Raw genomic sequence first — 17,377 nt, 5'->3', positions numbered from 1 at the left:
GACGATGGACCTCTTCACGAGACTCGACCGGGCCGCCGGGCGGACCGGGGCGGCGGCCGAACCGGGTGAGCCGGACAGACCGGCCGGCCAGGACAGCCGGGCAGGCCGGGACGGCTGGGCAGGCCGGGACAGCCGGGCAGATCAGCACAGCCGGGGTGGCCCGGGCGCGCCGTCCGGACCAGGCCTGCCCGACGAACCGGGCGGGCTCGACGGGCTGGTCGGCGGGATCCTGGCGGAGATCGCCTCGGGCAGCAGACCCCTGCGCGCGGTGGCCCACCCACTCGGCTTCTACTGCCTGCCGGTCCTGCGGGAGGGCGCGTGCGGGGTCTGCGTGCACGTCTTCGGGCCGGTCGCGTCCGGTCTGCGCCGGGCGGCGCACCCGCCCCCGCAACCGGCGGCGCACCCGCTCGCGCCTTCGCCGGAGATCCACTGCCACAGCTGGGAGTTGAAGAGCAGCGTGCTCTACGGGCGGGTCGGCAACCTGAGGGTCCGGGTGCTGGACGAGCCGCGGCGGCCGACGCACCGCGCCTTCGAGGTGTACAGCCGCGCGGGTGCGGACGAGATCCGGCCGACCCCGCGACTGGTGCGCTGGGAGCCGGTGGTGGAGCAGCGCAGCGCGCGCGGAGAGACGTACACCCTGGCGGCCGGCGAGTTCCACACCACCCTCCTCACCGGGGCCGCGTCGGCGGCGACGGTGGTGCTGGGGCGGTCCGTGCCCGGATCGGTGGACGTCGTGCTGGGGCCCGTCGACGGTCCGGCCCGCCGGGTGGTGCGCCGGCTCTGCGACGCCGACCAGACGGCTCGGATCGCCGGAGAGGCAGCGAGGAGGATCAGTGGACCTGATCAGGCAGCGTGACGGCGCCCCGGCGTTCCCGTTCGCGTTCGAGTGCCGTGTGGCGGTGCGGGCCGCCGAGGAGGCGGGGGCGCTGCTGAGCGCCCGGTTCCAGGACGCCTTCGGGGTCTGCACGAAGGGCGAGGACGGCGATGTGGTCACCGAACTCGACCTCCAGGCCGAGGCTCTGGTGACCAGCCGGCTCGCGGAATCCTTCCCGGGCGACCGGATCGTCGCCGAGGAGGGCGGTGCGACAGCGGGCGGTGCCGGCGGTGCGGCGTCCGGCCGCACCTGGCTGGTGGATCCGCTCGACGGCAGCAACAACGTGGTGATCGGGCTGCCGGCCTATGCGGTCGGCATCGCGCTCTGCGTGGACGAGGAGCCGGTCGTCGGGGTCGTGCACGACCCCGTGATCGGCCGGACGTGGTGGGCCGTCCACGGCGCCGGTGCCTTCGGCCCGCAGGGACGGCTCTGCGGTACGGCGGGTGCGGCCCGTTCGGCGCGTGCGGTCGCCGCGGCCCGGCCGGTGGTCGCCTGGACCCAGGGGCACGGCATCGCGACCGACGACCGGCTGCTCCGGGCGCTGAAGTCGGAGCTGGAGGCCGGCTCCCAGCGGCTGCTGCAGCTGTGGGCGCCGCTGCTGGCCTGGTCGATGCTGGCCCGGGGCGACATCGACGGCTTCGTCGGCTACCTGCCGGAGGAGATCGACCTGCCCGCCGGGTACCTGCTCGCGGCGGAGGCGGGTGTGGTGGTCCGCGGGTTGGACGGCGGCGGGTTCAGCGGGCGGATCGGCCGGCCGGACACCGCGCGGAGCTTCGTCGCGGGCCGACCGGAGGCGCTGCCCTACCTGTTCGACCTGGTGGCCCGGGCCGCCTCGGCCGCCGGGCACGGCTGAGGCAACGGGCAGCGGAGTCGAGCCTCCCCGCCCCGTGCACCTCCGGTCACCACCGGCCATCCCCGGCCATCCCCGGCCATCCCCGGCCACCGTCGTCACGCCGCTACCCCGTCACGCCGCTACCCCGTCACGCCGCTACGCCGTCACGCCGCTACGCCGTCACGACGTCAGGGTCAGGGCCGCGGTGGCCAGCGCCACCCCGCTGACGGCCAGGACGGCGCTGGTCGCCGCGACGCTGCGCAGCGGTACCCGCAGCCCGGCCGACCGGCACCGCTCGTACCAGAGCAGGGTGGCGAGCGAGGCCCAGGGTGTGATCAGCGGGCCGATGTTGGTGCCGATCAGCAGGGAGAGCAGCTGCTGGTGGTTGCCGGCCGGTACGGCGGCCTCGCCGGCCAGGTACACGGGCAGGTTGTTGAGCAGGTTCGACAGCCCCGCGCCCACCGCCGAGGCGCGGAACATCCCGAGCACCCCGCCGTCCGTCCCGATCGCCTCGGCGAGCACCCGGTGCAGCCCGTGCGCGTCGAAGGTCTGCACCACCAGGAACATCCCCGGCACCATCACCAGCAGCCGCCACGGGATCAGCGAGGCCCGCAGCGCCTCGGGCCGCCGCACGGCGAACGCCACGACCACCACCAGGGCCGCCGCCCCCGAGGCGACCCAGAGCGGGAGGTCGGCCAGCAGGCTGGTCAGCAGGAACCCGGCGCAGGTCAGTGCGCAGATCCTGAACAGCACCCGGTCGGCCGGCCGGTGGGCCGGCGGCGGGTCGTAGTCGTTCGCGCCGCGCCGGTCGCGCCGCCAGTAGAACCACCACAGGCAGGCCATGGTCATCAGGCCGGCGGCCAGTTGCGGAGCCCACATCACCCGGGCCAGGCCGGTCGGGGAGAGCGCGACCCGCTCGGCGGCCAGCAGGTTGGTCAGGTTGGACACCGGGAGCAGCAGGCTCGCGGTGTTGGCCAGCCAGACCGTGGTCATCGCCAGCGGGAGCGGCGCGATGCCCACCCGCGAGGCGAGGGCCAGCATCACCGGGGTCAGCAGGACGGCCGTGGTGTCCAGGTTGAGGGTGATCGTGGTGACGGCGGCCAGCGCCACGCAGAGCACGAACAGCGCCGCGTAGCTGCCCCGGGCGGTCCGGGCCACCCCGGCCGCCAGCACGTCGAACACCTCTGCCGTGCTGGTGAGTTCGGCGAGCACGATGACGGTCCCGAGGAAGGCGAGCAGGGGTGCGATCCGGGAGATCGCGGCCCCGGCGGAGTCCGTCGGTAGCAGTCCGGTGGCGAGCAGGAGCAGTCCGCAGGCGAGCAGCGCAGCAGCCACCCAGTCGAGGGGATGGAGCCGCTTGACGTTGGGCCAGTAGGCAAACACGGTGGTCAGGGTCGCATACGAGCGGTGGTTGGTCGAGTGTGGGGCCGAACCGGGGTCGCTCGTCGGCGATCGGCCATAAGCTGGCCCCATGGGGGCTTATGACGTGAACCCGGGCGGCCCCGGGCCGATCGACTTCTTCATCAGCTACTCGCCCGCCGACGAACGGTGGGCGGCCTGGATCGCCTGGACGCTGGAGGACGCGGGCTACCGGGCCTTCCTCCAGGCGTGGGACTTCGTCCCGGGGACCAACTTCGTCGACTTCATGGACCGGGGTGTCACCGAGTCCGCCGCGGTCATCGCGCTGCTCTCGCGCCACTACGAGCGTTCGCGCTACGGCCGGATGGAGTGGCAGGCGGCCCTGCGCGCCGACCCCGACGCCCCGGAGCGCAGGCTGCTGACCGTCCGGATCGAGGACATCCCGGTGGACGGCCTGCTCGCCACCCTGACCTACATCGACCTGGCCACCGTCACCGACCCCGCGCTGGCCCGCCACCTGCTGCTCGCCAGGGTCGCCCAGGCGATGGACGGCCGGGCCCGGCCGGAGCTGCGGCCGGGCTATCCGGGCGGCGCCGCGGGCGCGCCGCCCGCCGCCCGGGCGCAGCAGGACGGGGAGCCGGCCCCGCAGGCGCTGCGGCCGGTCGGCGGCACCGGGCGGTCCGGCCGGCGCAGGCCCTCCGTGCGGCCGGAGTACCCACCGGCGGCGGGCCACCCGGGCGGGCGGGAGTCGGTCACGGTGCTGCACCTGGCGGGCCCGTCCTTCGGCCGGGGCGCCGATCCCGCGGAGCTCCAGGCCGCCGTCTGGGGGGACCTCGTCGAGCTCGCCGACGCCGGGGCCCCGGCACCCGAACTGGTCGTCGTCACCGGGGACCTCACCGCGTCCGGCAGCCCCCGGGAGTGCGAGCAGGCCCTCGCCTTCCTCACCGGCATGCGCTCCCTGCTCGGGCTGGAGCCGCACCGGGTGGCGATCGTCCCCGGCGGTCAGGACGTCAGCCAGGCGGCCTCCCGCGCCTACTTCGCCACCTGCGAGGCGGACGAACTGCGGCCCACCCCGCCCTACTGGCCCAAGTGGCGCCACTACGCCCGGCTGTTCCAGGAGTTCTACCAGGGGCTGGACGTGGTCTTCGACAGCGACCAGCCCTGGACGCTGTTCCCGGTGCCCGAGCTCGGGACGGTCGTCGCGGGCCTGAACTCCTCGATGGCCCACAGCCACCGGCCCGACGACCGGTACGGCTGGCTCGGCCCCGAGCAGGCCGCCTGGTTCGCCCAGGCGCTGCGCCCGTACGAGAACGACGGCTGGCTGCGGATCGGCGGCGTCCGGCACCCCGTCACGCCCCGGCCGGCGGGCGCCCGGTCGGCCCGGGCGGGCCAGGACGCCGAGCCGCTCCGGGACGTCGACCGCTTCACCCGGCTGACCGCGCCCCGGCTGCACCTGCTGCTGCACGGGCCGGCCGACGGCCGCGCCGCGCTCCAGGACCTGCCCACCTCCGCCGGGGAGCTCAGGGTCCTCGGGGCCACCGCCCCGGGCGCGCACCAGTTGCTGCAGCTCACCCGCGAGGGGCTCACCCACTGGCCCGGCCCGAGCCCCGGCGCCGCCCCGGGGGCGGGCACAGCCCCGGGCGCCGAGCCCCGGCGGTCGGCGGTCGGCTGGCACCGGGCGCACCGCGCGTTCCCCCCGCCGCCCGACCGGGCCGCCCCCGACGCCCCGCCCGCGGCGGGCCCCGCCCCGCTGCCCGCCGCCGAGCGGGAGACCAGGGAACTGCCCTCCCCGCTCGACACCCTGCTGGCCCGGGTCTCCGAGGTCTGCCGCACCCGGCACCAGGGCGCCCAGATCCGCTCGGTCGCCGGCTCGCCGCCCCAGCTCTTCGTCACCTGGAACGAGTCGGGATTCGTCCGCCAGCAGCGGGTCGCGGTCTGCGTGCGCACCCCGACCGCCGAGGAGGTCGACCGCTTCGTCGACGAGGTGCACGCCGCCGGCGGTGCCCCGGACGCCGAGCTGGTCCACGACGGCCCGCCCCCGCCGCGCGAGTTGCGCGACCGGGCCCGGCGGCGCGGCGTCCGGCTGCGCAGTTTCATCGAGTTCCAGGGCCTGCTCGACCTCCGCGACCACGTCGCCGCGCAGAGCGAGCGGCTGGCCGCCGACAGCCAGTACCAGCCCGGCCTCTACCTGCCGCAGCGCTACCGGGACGCTGAGCGCCCCGGCGGGGAGGAACGCGAGGGCCTGGTCGACGAGATGCTCCGGCTGCTGGACTCCGACCACGGCCGGTTCCTGCTGCTGCTGGGCGACTTCGGGCACGGCAAGACCTTCGCCCTTCGCGAGCTGGCCCGCCGCATCCCGGTCGAACTCCCGCATCTGACGCCGCTGTTCATCGACCTCAGCGCACTGGACAAGGCGCACTCCTTCGACGGCCTGGTGGCGGCCCACCTGACCGCCCACGGCGTCGACACCCTCGACCTGCGGGCCTTCCGCTACATGCTCCGGCAGGGGCGTGTGGTCCTCCTGTTCGACGGCTTCGACGAACTGCTGAACCGGGTCAGCTACGAGCGCGCCGCCGACCACCTCCAGGTGCTGCTGGACGCCGCCGTGGACAACGCCAAGATCGTGGTGAGCAGCCGCACCCAGCACTTCAGCTCCCAGGAACAGGTGCTCACCGCCCTCGGCGAGCGGGTCGGCCTGCTCCCGCAGCGGCGGCTGATCGCCGTCCAGGACTTCACCACCGCCCAGATCCGCGGCTACCTGGCCAACCGCTACGGCGACGAGGCCGCCGCCGACCGCCGGATGCGGCTGCTGGAGGCCATCCCCGACCTGCTCGCGCTCTGCCGCAACCCCCGGCTGCTGAGCTTCGTCGCCGACCTCGACCACGACCGGCTGCGGGCCGTCGCCGGAGCCGGCCGGGCGCTCAGCGCCGCCGGCCTCTACCAGGAGGTCTTCACCGCCTGGCTGGAGTTCGAGGAGCGGCGCGGCCAGGGCGGCCCGGGCGCCGCTCCCGGCCTCGGCCTGGACCAGCTCTGGGAGGCCGTGACCGCGCTCGCGGTCCGGCTCTGGGAGACCAGCCGCACCGCCCTGCCGTACGACGAACTGCTCGACCTCTCCGGTGCGCTGACCGGCCTGGCCGGGAGCCACCTGCCCGCGCCGCAGCTCGCGCACGCGGTGGGATCGGGCAGTCTGCTCGTCCGGTCCGACGAGGGCGTGTTCCAGTTCATCCACGGTTCCGTGGTCGAGTGGCTGGTCGCCCGGGCCGCGGCGGCCTCGCTCGGGAACGGCGAGTCGGAGCTGCTCACCCGGCGCCCGCTCAGCCGGCTGGCGGTCGAGTTCCTCTGCGACCTCGCCGACCACCAGCTCTGCCAGCAGTGGGCCCACGACGTCCTGGACGGGGCCGGCGAGGCGGACGAGACCGCGCGGCTCAACGCCGTCAAGGTGCTGGCCCGGCTGCGGGTGCCCGCCCACACCGACCTGCGCGGCGCCGCGCTGGCCGGCGAGGACCTCTCCCACCGGGACCTCTCCGGCGTCGACCTCGGCCAGGCCGACCTCACCGACGCCCGGCTGCTCGGCGCCAACCTGGCCGGGGCCTCGCTGCGCGGCGCCCGGCTGGCCGGTGCCCGGCTCGACGCGGCCGACCTGTCCGGTGCCGACCTCTCCGGCGCGGACCTCCGCGGTGCCCGGCTGATCGGCACCGATCTGCGCGGCGCCCGGCTGCGGGGCAGCCGCTGGCAGCGCGCCGCCCTGATCTCCGCCGTCACCGACGACGAGGTGCTGGCCGCCCCCGAACTGCGCGCCGCGGCCGTCGCGCCGGGCCTGCCCGTCGAGGCCGGCTTCCGGCCCTCGGAGGTAGGCGTGCCGTACGGGTTCGGCGTGCGCACCGCCCGGCTGCCCGAACCGGTCGCCTTCAGCGCCGACGGCCAGCTGCTCGCGGTCGGCAGCGCCGACGGCAGCGTGCTGGTCTGCGACGCGCTCACCGGAGTCGCCCTGCGCACCCTCAAGGACCACATCGACCGGGTCTACGCGGTGAAGTTCGCCGGGAGCGTGCTGGCCACCGGCAGCGCCGACGGCACCGTCCGGCTCTGGGACCAGGTCTCCGGGGAGTGCCTGCACCGCCTCGACGTCCACCCGGGCGGGGTCTGGCCGGTCTCGCTGGAGTCGACGGGGGCACTGCTCGCCACCGGTGACGCCGACGGGACGGTCACTCTCTGGGACACCGCGACGGGCGGGCTGCTGCGCCGGCTGACCGGCCACGCCGCACCCGTCTACACCGCGGTCTTCAGCCCGGACGGCGCCCTGCTGGTGACCGGTGACAGGCTCGGTGGGGCCCGGCTGTGGGACACCGCGACCGGGCAGCGGGTCGCCGAGCTCCCGGGGCACCGCGGAACGGTCTTCCGGGCCCGGTTCAGCCCGGACGGGACGCTGCTGGCCACCGGCGACGCCGGTGCGGACGGCGCGGCCGTCCGGGGCGCCGCGGACGCGGCCCCGGACGCCCCGGGCGGCGCAGTCCGGGTCTGGGACGTCGCGGGGCGACGCCTGCTGCACACCTTCGAGGGGCACGGCGGCCGGGTCTACACGCTGGCCTTCCACCCCGACGGGGACCTGCTCGCCAGCGGCGACACGGCCGGTCAGATCCGGCTCTGGAACCCGCTGGACGGGACGGCGGCCGGCCGGCTGGAGGGCTGCACCGGCTCGGTCTACCAGGTCGACTTCGACGACGGCGGCGGCCGGCTCGCCGCCGGGGACAGCGACGGCGTGGTCCGGGTGTGGCGGGTCGGGCCGCCCGCCCCGGGCGGGCGCGAGGTGGTGGCCCCGCGCCGCCAGCCGCCCGAGCACCGGGGCTCGGTCTGGGCCTGCCGGTTCCGCCCCGGCGCCGGACCGGGCGGGGCGGAGGCCGACACGCTGCTGGTGACCGGCGGCAACGACGGCGCCGTCCGGCTCTGGGACCCGGCCTCCGGCCGCAGCCGCCAACTGCTGCGCGGCCACGGGCGCCGGATCGGCTCGCTCTCCTTCAGCGGGGACGCCGGCGTGCTGGCGGCCGGTGGCAACGACGGCGTGGTCCGGCTCTGGGAGCCCGCCACGGGCCGCCGGATCAGGGAGCTCTCGGGGCGCAGCAGCCGACTGGTCTCGGCGCAGTTCAGCCCGCAGGGGCCGGTGCTGGCCACCGCGAGCAACGACGGCGACCTCTACCTGTGGAACGCGCTGACCGGTGAGTACCTGCGGGAGATGGACGTCGAGACGGAGCACGTCTGGGCGGAGGCGTTCAGCGCCGACGGCGTCTTCGTGGCCACCGCCAACGACGACGACACCGTCCGCATCTGGTACCGCAGCACCGGCGCCCACGTCGCCACGCTGCGCGAGCACCGGGGCCGGGTCCGCTCGATCGCGTTCAGCGCGGACGGGCGCCGGCTGGCCACCGGCTGCGACGACAGCAGCGTCCGGATCTGGGACATCGAGGCCGGCCGGATCGAGGCCCGGCACGACGGGCACGGTGACCGGGTGTACGGCGTCGCGTTCGGCGCCGACGGCTCCTGGCTGGCCAGCGCCTCGTGGGACGGCGACGCCGTGGTCTGGGCGGACGGCGGGATCAGGCACCGGCTGACCGGCCACGCGGGCCGGCTCTGGACGGCGTCGGTGCACCCCCGGCGGCCGCTGCTCGCCACGGCGGGGGACGACCGGGTGGTCCGGCTCTGGGACCCGCGCACCGGGCAGGACCTCGGACGGCTGCGCGGGCACACCGGCCGGATCCTGGCGGTGACCTTCAGCCCGGACGGATCGCTGCTGGCCAGCGGCGGCGAGGACGGCACGGTGCGGCTCTGGGACGTCCCCGCCGACGGCGCGCCCACGGCCCGGGCGACCCTGCTCGGGGCGCCGGACGGCTGGGCGGCGCTGCTGCCGTCCGGCGCGTACAAGTACGAGGGCGACGTCGTGGGCGAGTTCTGGCACGCGGTCGGGATGTGCCGCTTCGAGCCCGGCGAGCTCGACACCCGGCTCCCGGGCGTCCACCGGATGCCGCCGGAGGCGCTGCTGTGAGCCCCGGGGCGGGCGGGCCCGGGGCCACGGGCGACGGGTGGTGTCAGAACGCCGCCGGGTCGCCGGCCGGGGCCGCGTCCCGGGGCGGGCGGGCCGTCCAGTGCAGGAGCAGCAGGCTGGCCAGGGCCGCCAGGGAGCACCAGGTGGAGACGAAGGCCAGCCGCCAGAGCAGCGCGCAGAGGACGGCGCCCGCCCCGGTGAGCAGGCCGAGCCGGCGCAACAGGCGGTCGCCGCTGAGGAGCAGCGGCCCGACGGTCGCCACCAGGTAGCCGGTCAGCAGGAGCGCCGCGTGCGGGATGCCGACGGCGTAGCCGAGGGTGTGGCCGTGCGCGGTGGCCGTCACCGGGCGGGTCGCGACGGCGAGCGCGAGCGGGACCGCGACCAGCAGGCCGAGCAGGACGAAGCCCAGCAGCGGGCGCCGGCGGGCCCGGTCGCGGGTGGCGGTCCACACCCCCACCGGGACCAGGACGGGCAGCAGCGGTAACGCGATCACGGCCCACGCGGTCCGGGCCCACCCGGCCGGACCGGCGGGGAGGCCGCCCTCGGCGCCGTGCCAGACCGCGGCCTCGATCAGCTGGTGCACGCCGAGGACGAGCGGGAGGGCCGCGAGCGGCAGCCGCTCGGGGCGTCCGGCGCGGTGGGTCCGGACCAGGCAGAGGACGCCGATGCCCGACACCACCCCGCCGGCGACGAGGTCCGCCTGCGCGCTCCAGCACATGGGTCGCCGCCGTTCCTTGGCCGGGCCGGCTACCGGGAGCCGGTGCTGTCGGTGGGGCCCGCGCCGTCCGGGCCGTCCGGGGAGTCCGGGCCGTCCGGGCCGTCCGGCGAGCCGCCGCCGTCCGGGCGGTCGGCGGCTTCGGCGGCGCGCGGGACCGCCCGGTGGCCGCTGCCGGGCATGGCCGGGTGGCGCCCGATCACGATCACCCCGAGGACGACCGCCACCAGTCCCGCGGCCTGCCAGGCCAGCGCGCCGGGGGTGACCCGCAGGCGGTCGCCGAGGAAGCCCACCGCGCAGGCGATCCCGGTGATCGGCTGGGCCGCCGTCAGCGCGGGCAGCGACATCCGCAGCGGGGCGGCCTCGAACGCGCTCTGCACCAGCAGCAGTCCGACCACACCCGCCGCCACCACCGCGTACGGCTGCCAGCTGCGCAGCACCGCGCCCAGCCCGTCGTGGTCCAGCCGCAGGGTCGTCGTACGGGTGAGCGCGTCCTGGAGGCCGTAGAGCAGGCCGGCGGCGAGGGCGAGCAGGGTGGCCTCCTCGAACAGCGGCATCCGGCGGGCCGTGGAGACCAGCAGCAGCGTCAGGCCGACCACGGTGCCGACCACCACCCAGTGACGCAGCTCCCCGGCCGGTTCGCCGCCCCCGGTGGGGCGGCCGGCCACGATGAACGCCGTCACACCGAGGGCGAGCAGCAGCACGCCGGCCCAGCCGGACCGGCCGAGGCTCTGCCGGGTCAGCACCCGGGACAGCGCCATCGCGAACAGGAGATTGGTGGCGAGCAGCGGCTCGACCAGCGAGACCTCGCCCTGGTTGAGGGCGAGTGCGGAGAGGATCAGACCGCTGACCATGAACCCGGTGCCGAGCAGCCATTCGGGCATCCGCAGCAGGTCCAGCAGCAGCCGCCAGCGCAGCAGGTCGGCACGCGGGGCACGCTGTGCCGCGTGCTGCTGGAGGACGAATCCGAGCCCCAGGCAGCAGGCGGCGCTCAGTGCGAGGAGGAAGACCACCACGAAGGGACCACCCGAACGTCGCTGCCCGCGCCGGACCGGCGATCCGTGGTTCGACGGCGGTCGCGGCACGTTTCCGCCAGCGTACCGCCGGGGCGTTGACCGGACCGCCGGGACGGGGGCCGCCCTGGGCCGGACGGCTGCTTCCGCTGCCTGCCCCGGCGCCCGGGGCCGCGCTTGCCGCCCCGGGCGCCGGGGGCGCACGCTGGTGTGAGCAGCCGCCACGGGTCCGCAACCGTGCCGGCCCGAGTGGGCGCGACGGGGGCAGGCGCCAGGAGGTGTGGCATGCACAACCAGTGGGATGTGGAGCTGAGCTTCGAGGAAGACGGCGTGCACACGGGATGCGACGCGAGGCTGACCGGTGCCAGGGCACCGGGCCTCAGCGCCCACGGAGAGTCGCTCAAGAGCGCGGAGGACCGCCCGCTCGCCCGGATCGGTGAGGAGGTCGCCGCCTCCCGCGCCCTGGAGGCGCTGTCCCGCAAGCTACGGGCCCAGGCGACCGGCGAGATCGAGGACGAGGGCCACCGGCCGGGCTACCTGATCTACTGAACCGCCCGTCCGCTGACCCGCCGTCCGCCCGGCCGGTCGACCTGACGCGCGCACCCGGGCCGGCCGGTGCGCGCCGCCCGGGACCCACGGGGTGGGTGGCGGTGGGTCCCGCGCCTCCCCGTGGGTTCCGGGCAGCATGACCTACTGGGCCCCGCCGCCCTCCGGTTCGAAGCCGGTCACGCGCCGCCGGACAGGAATGCCGTGAGCCGGCCGGTGAGTTCGGTGGGCGGGGCCGTGAGCAGGGTGTGGTGGGAGACCTCGGGCAGCACGGCGACCGTGGCGCCGGGCAGGGCCTCGCGGGCCGACGCGGCCACGCGGCGCGCGTCGTGGGTGCGGCTGCGCTCGGCGAGCAGGACCAGGGCCGGCGCCCCGAGGGCGGCCAGTCGTTCACGCGTCGGGCGGGGTCCGGTGACCACCCGGGAGGCCGGGAACCCGGCGTGGCCGAGGGCGTAGAGTTCGCGCCAGCCGGCGTCCAGGCCGCTGCCGCCGCTCTCCCAGTCCAGGTAGGCGCGGGCGCGGCCGGCCGAGCGGGGCGGCAGGAAGAGCGGCAGCGCGCGCAGCAGGTAGCCGGCGCGGAAGCCGGCGAAGCACTGGGTCGGATCCAGCAGGGCGAGCCGGCCGACCCGGGCGGGGGCGTGCAGGGCGTACTCCAGGGCGGTCCACCCGCCGTACGAGTGACCGCAGAAGTCGGCCTCGGGCACGCCGAGCCGGTCGAGCACGGCGTCCAGCCAGCCCAGCAGGCCGGGCACACCGCCGAGCGGGGCGCCGTCGTGGACGCTGCGCCCCGGGTCGCCGATCAGGTCGACGGCGAGGACGCGGTGCCCGGCGCAGGTGAGCGCCTCCACCGCGGCGAGCCAGCCGGTGGAGGTCGCGCCGCCGCCGTGGAGCAGGACCAGCGGCCGCCCGTCGCGGGGGCCGCAGGCGTTGACGCGGGTGGTGCCGTGCGGCGTCCGGACGGTGAGCGGCTCGGCGGGGACGGGCCAGCGGGCCAGCACGGCGTCGTAGGCGGCGAGGAACGCATCGAGCGGATCGCCGGCGCCGCCCACGCCGGTGGTCCGGGTGTCCTGCGGGGTTCCTGAGGCTCGTGAGGAGCGTGAGTCGCGTGCTGACATTCTGCTGTCCTCCGGCGGGTGGCAAAATTACTCGCTGAACAATAATCTCGCTGAGCGAGAGAATAGTGCCACCGCACCTGGAGCGGAAGGAGAACGAGGTGGACGAACCCGAGGAGCCGATGCGGCTGGTCCATCTGCTGCGCGGCCTGACCGTCGAACTGGACCTGTTCGGAGCGGAGTTCGCCGGCCGCCACGGCCTGCACCCGACCGACCTGCGCGCGTTGATCCACCTGCTGGACGCCGCCCGGGCCGGGACGGTGGTGACGCCGGGCCGGCTCGGCGAGGCGCTGCGGCTGAACTCGGCGGGCACCACCGGCCTGGTCGACCGGCTGGAGCGGCTCGGCCTGATCCGCCGCGAGCGCGACCCCGGGGACCGCCGACGCGTCCGGCTGGTGGTCGAGGAGCGGGCGGTGGAGCTCGGGCAGGGCTTCTTCGGCGGGCTGATCGCCGATCTGGTGGCCGCCATGGGCCGGTTCGACCCCTCGGAGCTGGCGACGGCCCGGCGGTTCCTGCTGGCCATGACCGAGGTGGTGGCCACGGCCCGGGAGGAGTGACCGGACCGCGGACGCGAGGCGATCGTCGTCCGGGGCCGGTGACGCGGGGCACCCCCGGGGGCGCCGGGGGATCAGAACCAGGTCTCGCCGAAGTGGTCCCCGGGGTGGCCCTCGCGGAGCAGGCAGAAGTCGGGTTCCCTGACGTGCTCCGGCCCCTTCAGCCCGGCCTCGGCCGGACAGCGCGGCGCCAACTCGACCGTGTACACGGGCCAGGAGGCCCAGTGCAGGTCGTTGCCGACGCCCTGGACGAGGGCGCAGTGGGTGCTCTCGTGCCCGGCGACGAGCTCGCAGCGGAGGTGTTGCTCCATCATGAAGGCGGCGTGCGGCAGGCTGTTGAAGTGATCCACATCGGACTGCGGGAGCGTGACGACGGCGGGGCACTGACGCTTGACCATGGGTGGACGGTTGGCTTCAGTCATGCTCGCCAGCATTCCACCGCGCCGCCCGGGAGGCGATGCTTTCCGCGTGGTCGCACGCGTCTTGTACAGGTCGGGCGGGTTCTTGACGGCTCCCCACCGGCGGCGTACCGGCGGGCACCGGATCCCGCCCCCGTCGGGCTCCACGAATTCCCCACGCTTCACCCACGTCGCCCACTTCAACGCCCACTTCAACGCCCACTTCAATGCCCACATCAACGCCCGCTTCGTCGGCCGGGCCGACCCGCCGTCGCGGCGCCGGTCCGACGGTGCCGGGCCGTACGGCTCAGCCGGGTCCGAGCGTCCAGCTGACGAGTGACAGCGTCGCCATCGAGACCACGGTGGAGCAGAGGATCGAGCGCCGCGCGAGCGCGGTGCCGTGCCCGTACTGGGCGGCGTAGACGAACACGTTCTGCGCGGTCGGCAGGGCGGAGAACAGCACCACGGTGAGCAGTTGGTGGGGCGGCAGGTGGAGCAGGCCGGCCCCGACGGCGAACGCCGCCAGTGGCTGGATCAGCGTCTTGAGCACCACCGTCACCCCGACCTCCGCGTACCGGCGGTCGCCGGGGCCCGCGCCGTTGCCGGGGCCCGCGCCGATGTCAGCACCGGCACCAGGAACGGTGCCGGTGCCGGTACCGGTGTCCGCGGCGGTCGTCGGGCGGCCGCGCAGCGACATGCCGAGGGCCACCAGCGCGGCCGGCACGCCCGCGCCGCCGAGCAGTTCGCAGGAGCGGGTCAGCTCGGCGGGCGGGTGCCAGCCGGTCGCGGAGACCGCTGCGCCGAGCGCGACCGCCAGCAGGATGGGGTTGCGCACCGGCAGGGTGAGCGCGGCCCGGCGGCCGGCGCGGCCGGTGTCCAGGACGGTCAGCACGATCGGGGTGACCAGCAGGGTCTGGAACAGCACGACCGGTCCGACGAAGGACGCGTCGCCGAGCACCTGGAGGGCCACCGGAATGCCGAGGTTGGCGGAGTTGACGTAGCCGGAGGCCATCCCGCCGATCGTGCCCGAGGCGAGCCCCCGGCCGAAGAACCGGTGGGCGGCCAGCAGGCCGAGACCGGTGGCGAGCGCCGTCCCGGCGGCGAAGGCCAGCATCGACGGGTTGGCGAACCGGTTCAGCGGCGTCCGGGCGATCATCAGGAACAGGGCCGCGGGCATGGCCAGATGGAAGCTGAACCGGCTCAGCACCGCGTCGGCGTGCGGCCCGAGCAGTCCGCTGCGGCCGACCAGGTAGCCGATCCCGATGAGGGCCCAGATCGGGGCGAAGCCGGAGAGCAACGGGTGCAGACTGGGCATGGCTCCTCGGGGTGGTCCGGGGTGGTCCGGGGTGTCCGGCGGTGTCCGGTGGGTGGGGCGCGGGGGTCTCCCGGCACCGCCGCAGTCAACCAGACGCCCTCCCGGCCGAGTCGGCCGGGCATCCCGCGGGGGCTCCCGGCCTACCATGGCCCGGTGGAGAACCTGAGCCTGGCCGAGGTCGAGACGATCGCGCGGCGTGCCCATGACGGGCAGGTTGACAAGAACGGTCACCCCTACAGCGAGCACCTCGCCGCGGTGGCGCACGGTGTGGCGGAACGCGGCGGCAGCGAGGAGCAGATCGCGGCGGGCTGGCTGCACGACGCGATCGAGGACGAGGTGCTGACCCGCGAGTGGCTGGCCGCCGCGGCCCTGTCCGAGGACACCAAGGCGATCGTGGACGCCCTCAGCAAGCGCCCCGGCGAGCCGGTGGAGGAGTACACGGCCCGCATCCTGGCGACCCCCGGCGCGCTCCTGGTCAAGCGGGCCGACCTGGCCCACAACTCCAGTCCGGCCCGGCTGGCCACCCTGGACGCGCCGACGGCCGAACGGCTGGCCGCCAAGTACCGCCGGATGCGCGAACTGCTCGGCCTGGTGGGCGTGGACGGCGACTGACCCCCTTCGCCGCCCGGCACCGGTCCGGTCCGCCCGGCGTCCGGCCCGGTCGGGTCCGGGGGAGCGCGCCGGCCCGGGGCCGGAGACGGGCGAGAGGGCCCGCGCACGCGGATCGCGCGTGCACGGGCCCTCTCGGTCACCCCGGTGATCCCTGTCCGATCCCCGGGGTGAGGGGGGACAGTGGTCTGGCTGCGGCAGCCGGAGCCCCGGCGGAGCACCGGCGATCGATCGGCCGGCCGGCCCGGTGGCTCGGAAGAGTTCGGCTTAGTACCAGTGGTGGGTCTGCCAGAACGACCAGGCGGCGTTCGGGCTGCCGTAGCGGGAGTTCATGTAGTCCAGCGCCCACTTGATCTGGGTCTTCGGGTTGGTCTTCCAGTCCGCACCGGCGGAGGCCATCTTCGAGCCCGGCAGCGCCTGGGCCAGGCCGTACGCGCCCGAGCTGGGGTTGGTCGCGGTCACGTTCCAGCTGGACTCGTGGCTGATGATCTGGCTGAACGACGCGAGCTGGCCGGCCGGCACGATCTGGGCGGCGAGGGCCTGGGGGGACACGGTCGCGGCCGAGGCGGTGGCGGGCACCAGGCCGGCGCCCAGGGCGGTCAGACCGGCGGCGCCGGCGAGAAGAGCGGCGGAAGTACGCATACGGAGCTTGAAAGCGGGCATGAAGGAGAAGACCTCAATCGGGTTGGGCCGGTGTCACGCCCCGCCTCGACCGTTGGCCGGACAGGGGCCGATACGGTCGCGGGGCGTGACTCGGCAGTAAGCCGTGCTCCGGCGGGACAGGTGCCGGAGCGGCTGACGACTGAGCCATTGTTGCCAGACGGGATCGGCCGTCGCCAAGACCCCCTCGCTACGACCGGGCGTCGTAGCCGGGGTCGTGCCGTGGATTCGAAGGGTCCTCCGGAGCCGCCTGCGGCGTGCCCGCCGGCCTGGGCGGATCGGCGATCGGCGGCCGACCGAGTGGCTGTCCCGAGAACGACTACCGCCCGTCGTGGCGGCCTTTCGTGTGTGAGCGCACTCACCGGCGGGCCACCGGGGCCCGTCACGGACCGGTCCGGGGGAACCACTACGGGTACAGACGATCTGAGAGCGGCGCCACACCGGTGCGGCCTCGGTGGGCGCCCCGACGGCCCGGACCGGGTCCCGCCGCCCGGGCTCCTCAGCCGCGCGGGCGGACGTGCAGGTCCAACCCGCCCGTCCCGGGCGCCTCCACACCCGGCATCAGCCGCATGTCGCGGCCGTAGTCACCCCCGACGAGCGACCGGAACGGGACCGGCTCGTCGGTGAAGAGCCCGTCGAGCCGCCGGCCGTACGCCTCCTTCGCCGCCTCGAAGCGCTCCTCGGACAGCTCGTTCGCGTCGTACACCGCGAACGGCTCCAGCGGTGCCATACCGGTGAACCAGAAGAGGCCGTGCTGGACCGGGTGGAGCACGTCCGCCAGCCGGCCGTGGATGCCCCGGTCGAGGAGCGACGTCTCCCGGGCGCCCGCCGTCACGGACATCAGCGCGCGCCGGCCCGCCAGGGCGGAGTCCCGGGTGTAGGGGGGAGGCAGGGCCGGGCCGTAGCCGAACCCGGCGGTGAACACCCGCTCGATCCAGCCCTTCATGATCGCGGGGGTCGAGAACCACCAGAGCGGGAACTGCAGGATCACCGCGTCCGACCAGCGCACCTTCTCCTGCTCCGCGGCGATGTCCGGCGACAGCCGCCCGGCCAGCGTGGCCCGCTCCGAGGCGGCCATCACGTGCAGCCGCTCGTCCGGCGCGTGTGCGGGGAAGTCGTCGGCGTCCAGCCCGGCCTTCCACTTCATCGCGTAGAGGTCGGACTGCCGGACCTCGTGCCCCGCGCCGCGCAGGCGGTCGACCGCGAACGCGGTGAGGGCGGTGTTGAGCGAGCGGGGGTCCGGGTGGGCGCTGACGACGAGGATCTTCTGCTGCTGGGGCGTGGCTGCGGTCATGTCGTACACGCTCTCCCGGGCGCGGCCGGGCAGCCAGAACCCTGGTCAACCGGAGGACCGGT

General features: G+C 75.6%; 14 protein-coding genes. 6 read left to right on the top strand and 8 right to left on the bottom strand.

Annotated features, from left to right (window positions below):
* Positions 1–4 precede the first annotated feature (4 nt).
* Both ABT263_RS20040 and ABT263_RS20035 read left to right on the top strand, forming a co-directional pair.
* Positions 5–856 (top strand): hypothetical protein, encoded by an 852-nt coding sequence (locus tag ABT263_RS20040; RefSeq protein WP_352291754.1) that lies wholly within the window; start codon positions 5–7, stop codon positions 854–856.
* A complete protein-coding gene (locus ABT263_RS20035) occupies positions 834–1,727 on the top strand; it encodes an inositol monophosphatase family protein (protein WP_352291752.1) in 894 nt (297 codons plus the stop codon). Before ABT263_RS20040 ends, ABT263_RS20035 begins: the two co-directional genes overlap by 23 nt.
* A gap of 159 nt (positions 1,728–1,886) precedes the next feature.
* Here the strand turns inward: ABT263_RS20035 and ABT263_RS20030 are convergent, their stop codons facing one another.
* The gene (locus ABT263_RS20030; protein WP_352291750.1) at positions 1,887–3,089 is read right to left on the bottom strand and encodes an ArsB/NhaD family transporter; all 1,203 of its coding nucleotides are present in this window, start codon (positions 3,087–3,089) and stop codon (positions 1,887–1,889) included.
* 88 nt (positions 3,090–3,177) lie between these two features.
* Here ABT263_RS20030 and ABT263_RS20025 point away from each other — a divergent pair, with 88 nt between their 5' ends.
* A complete protein-coding gene (locus ABT263_RS20025; protein ID WP_352291748.1) occupies positions 3,178–9,099 on the top strand; it encodes a WD40 domain-containing protein in 5,922 nt (1,973 codons plus the stop codon).
* Between the two features lie 43 nt (positions 9,100–9,142).
* Here ABT263_RS20025 and ABT263_RS20020 read toward each other — a convergent pair whose 3' ends face one another.
* Together ABT263_RS20020 and ABT263_RS20015 are read right to left on the bottom strand one after the other, a co-directional pair.
* Positions 9,143–9,817: a DUF6629 family protein gene (locus ABT263_RS20020; RefSeq protein ID WP_352291746.1), complete on the bottom strand. Its 675-nt coding sequence runs from the start codon at positions 9,815–9,817 to the stop codon at positions 9,143–9,145.
* 29 nt (positions 9,818–9,846) lie between these two features.
* Entirely contained in the window at positions 9,847–10,830 is a 984-nt protein-coding gene (locus tag ABT263_RS20015) for a DMT family transporter (RefSeq protein ID WP_352291744.1), read from the bottom strand.
* A gap of 282 nt (positions 10,831–11,112) precedes the next feature.
* Between ABT263_RS20015 and ABT263_RS20010 the strand changes: the two genes are divergently transcribed.
* On the top strand, positions 11,113–11,376 hold the full coding sequence (locus ABT263_RS20010) for a dsRBD fold-containing protein (RefSeq protein WP_329490920.1): 264 nt from the start codon (positions 11,113–11,115) through the stop codon (positions 11,374–11,376).
* A gap of 176 nt (positions 11,377–11,552) precedes the next feature.
* Here ABT263_RS20010 and ABT263_RS20005 read toward each other — a convergent pair whose 3' ends face one another.
* Positions 11,553–12,488 carry an alpha/beta fold hydrolase gene (locus ABT263_RS20005; protein ID WP_352291742.1) on the bottom strand — a complete coding sequence of 312 codons (936 nt, stop codon included), beginning with the start codon at positions 12,486–12,488 and terminating at the stop codon, positions 11,553–11,555.
* A gap of 119 nt (positions 12,489–12,607) precedes the next feature.
* Between ABT263_RS20005 and ABT263_RS20000 the strand changes: the two genes are divergently transcribed.
* Positions 12,608–13,042, top strand: a complete 435-nt coding sequence (locus ABT263_RS20000) for a MarR family winged helix-turn-helix transcriptional regulator (RefSeq protein ID WP_352291826.1) — start codon at positions 12,608–12,610, stop codon at positions 13,040–13,042.
* 71 nt (positions 13,043–13,113) lie between these two features.
* Here ABT263_RS20000 and ABT263_RS19995 read toward each other — a convergent pair whose 3' ends face one another.
* Complete coding sequence (locus tag ABT263_RS19995) at positions 13,114–13,437, bottom strand: hypothetical protein (protein ID WP_352291740.1); 324 nt, start codon at positions 13,435–13,437, stop codon at positions 13,114–13,116.
* 307 nt (positions 13,438–13,744) lie between these two features.
* Entirely contained in the window at positions 13,745–14,752 is a 1,008-nt protein-coding gene (locus ABT263_RS19990; RefSeq protein WP_352291738.1) for an AEC family transporter, read from the bottom strand.
* A gap of 153 nt (positions 14,753–14,905) precedes the next feature.
* On the opposite strand from ABT263_RS19990, the gene ABT263_RS19985 reads away from it, so the two are divergent.
* Positions 14,906–15,364, top strand: coding sequence for an HD domain-containing protein (locus tag ABT263_RS19985; protein WP_352291736.1), 459 nt, complete (start codon positions 14,906–14,908; stop codon positions 15,362–15,364).
* Between the two features lie 264 nt (positions 15,365–15,628).
* Here ABT263_RS19985 and ABT263_RS19980 read toward each other — a convergent pair whose 3' ends face one another.
* Both ABT263_RS19980 and ABT263_RS19975 read right to left on the bottom strand, forming a co-directional pair.
* On the bottom strand, positions 15,629–16,003 hold the full coding sequence (locus ABT263_RS19980; RefSeq protein WP_329490926.1) for an aggregation-promoting factor C-terminal-like domain-containing protein: 375 nt from the start codon (positions 16,001–16,003) through the stop codon (positions 15,629–15,631).
* Positions 16,004–16,520: 517 nt separating this feature from the next.
* Positions 16,521–17,315 carry an NAD(P)H-dependent oxidoreductase gene (locus tag ABT263_RS19975; protein ID WP_352291734.1) on the bottom strand — a complete coding sequence of 265 codons (795 nt, stop codon included), beginning with the start codon at positions 17,313–17,315 and terminating at the stop codon, positions 16,521–16,523.
* Positions 17,316–17,377 lie beyond the last annotated feature (62 nt).

Source organism: Kitasatospora sp. NPDC001603 (genome assembly GCF_040298365.1).
In the GTDB taxonomy this organism is placed as follows: Bacteria; Actinomycetota; Actinomycetes; order Streptomycetales; family Streptomycetaceae; genus Kitasatospora.
The sequence above is the reverse complement of the archived record's forward strand: the minus strand, read 5'-3'. Positions and strand labels throughout refer to the sequence as shown.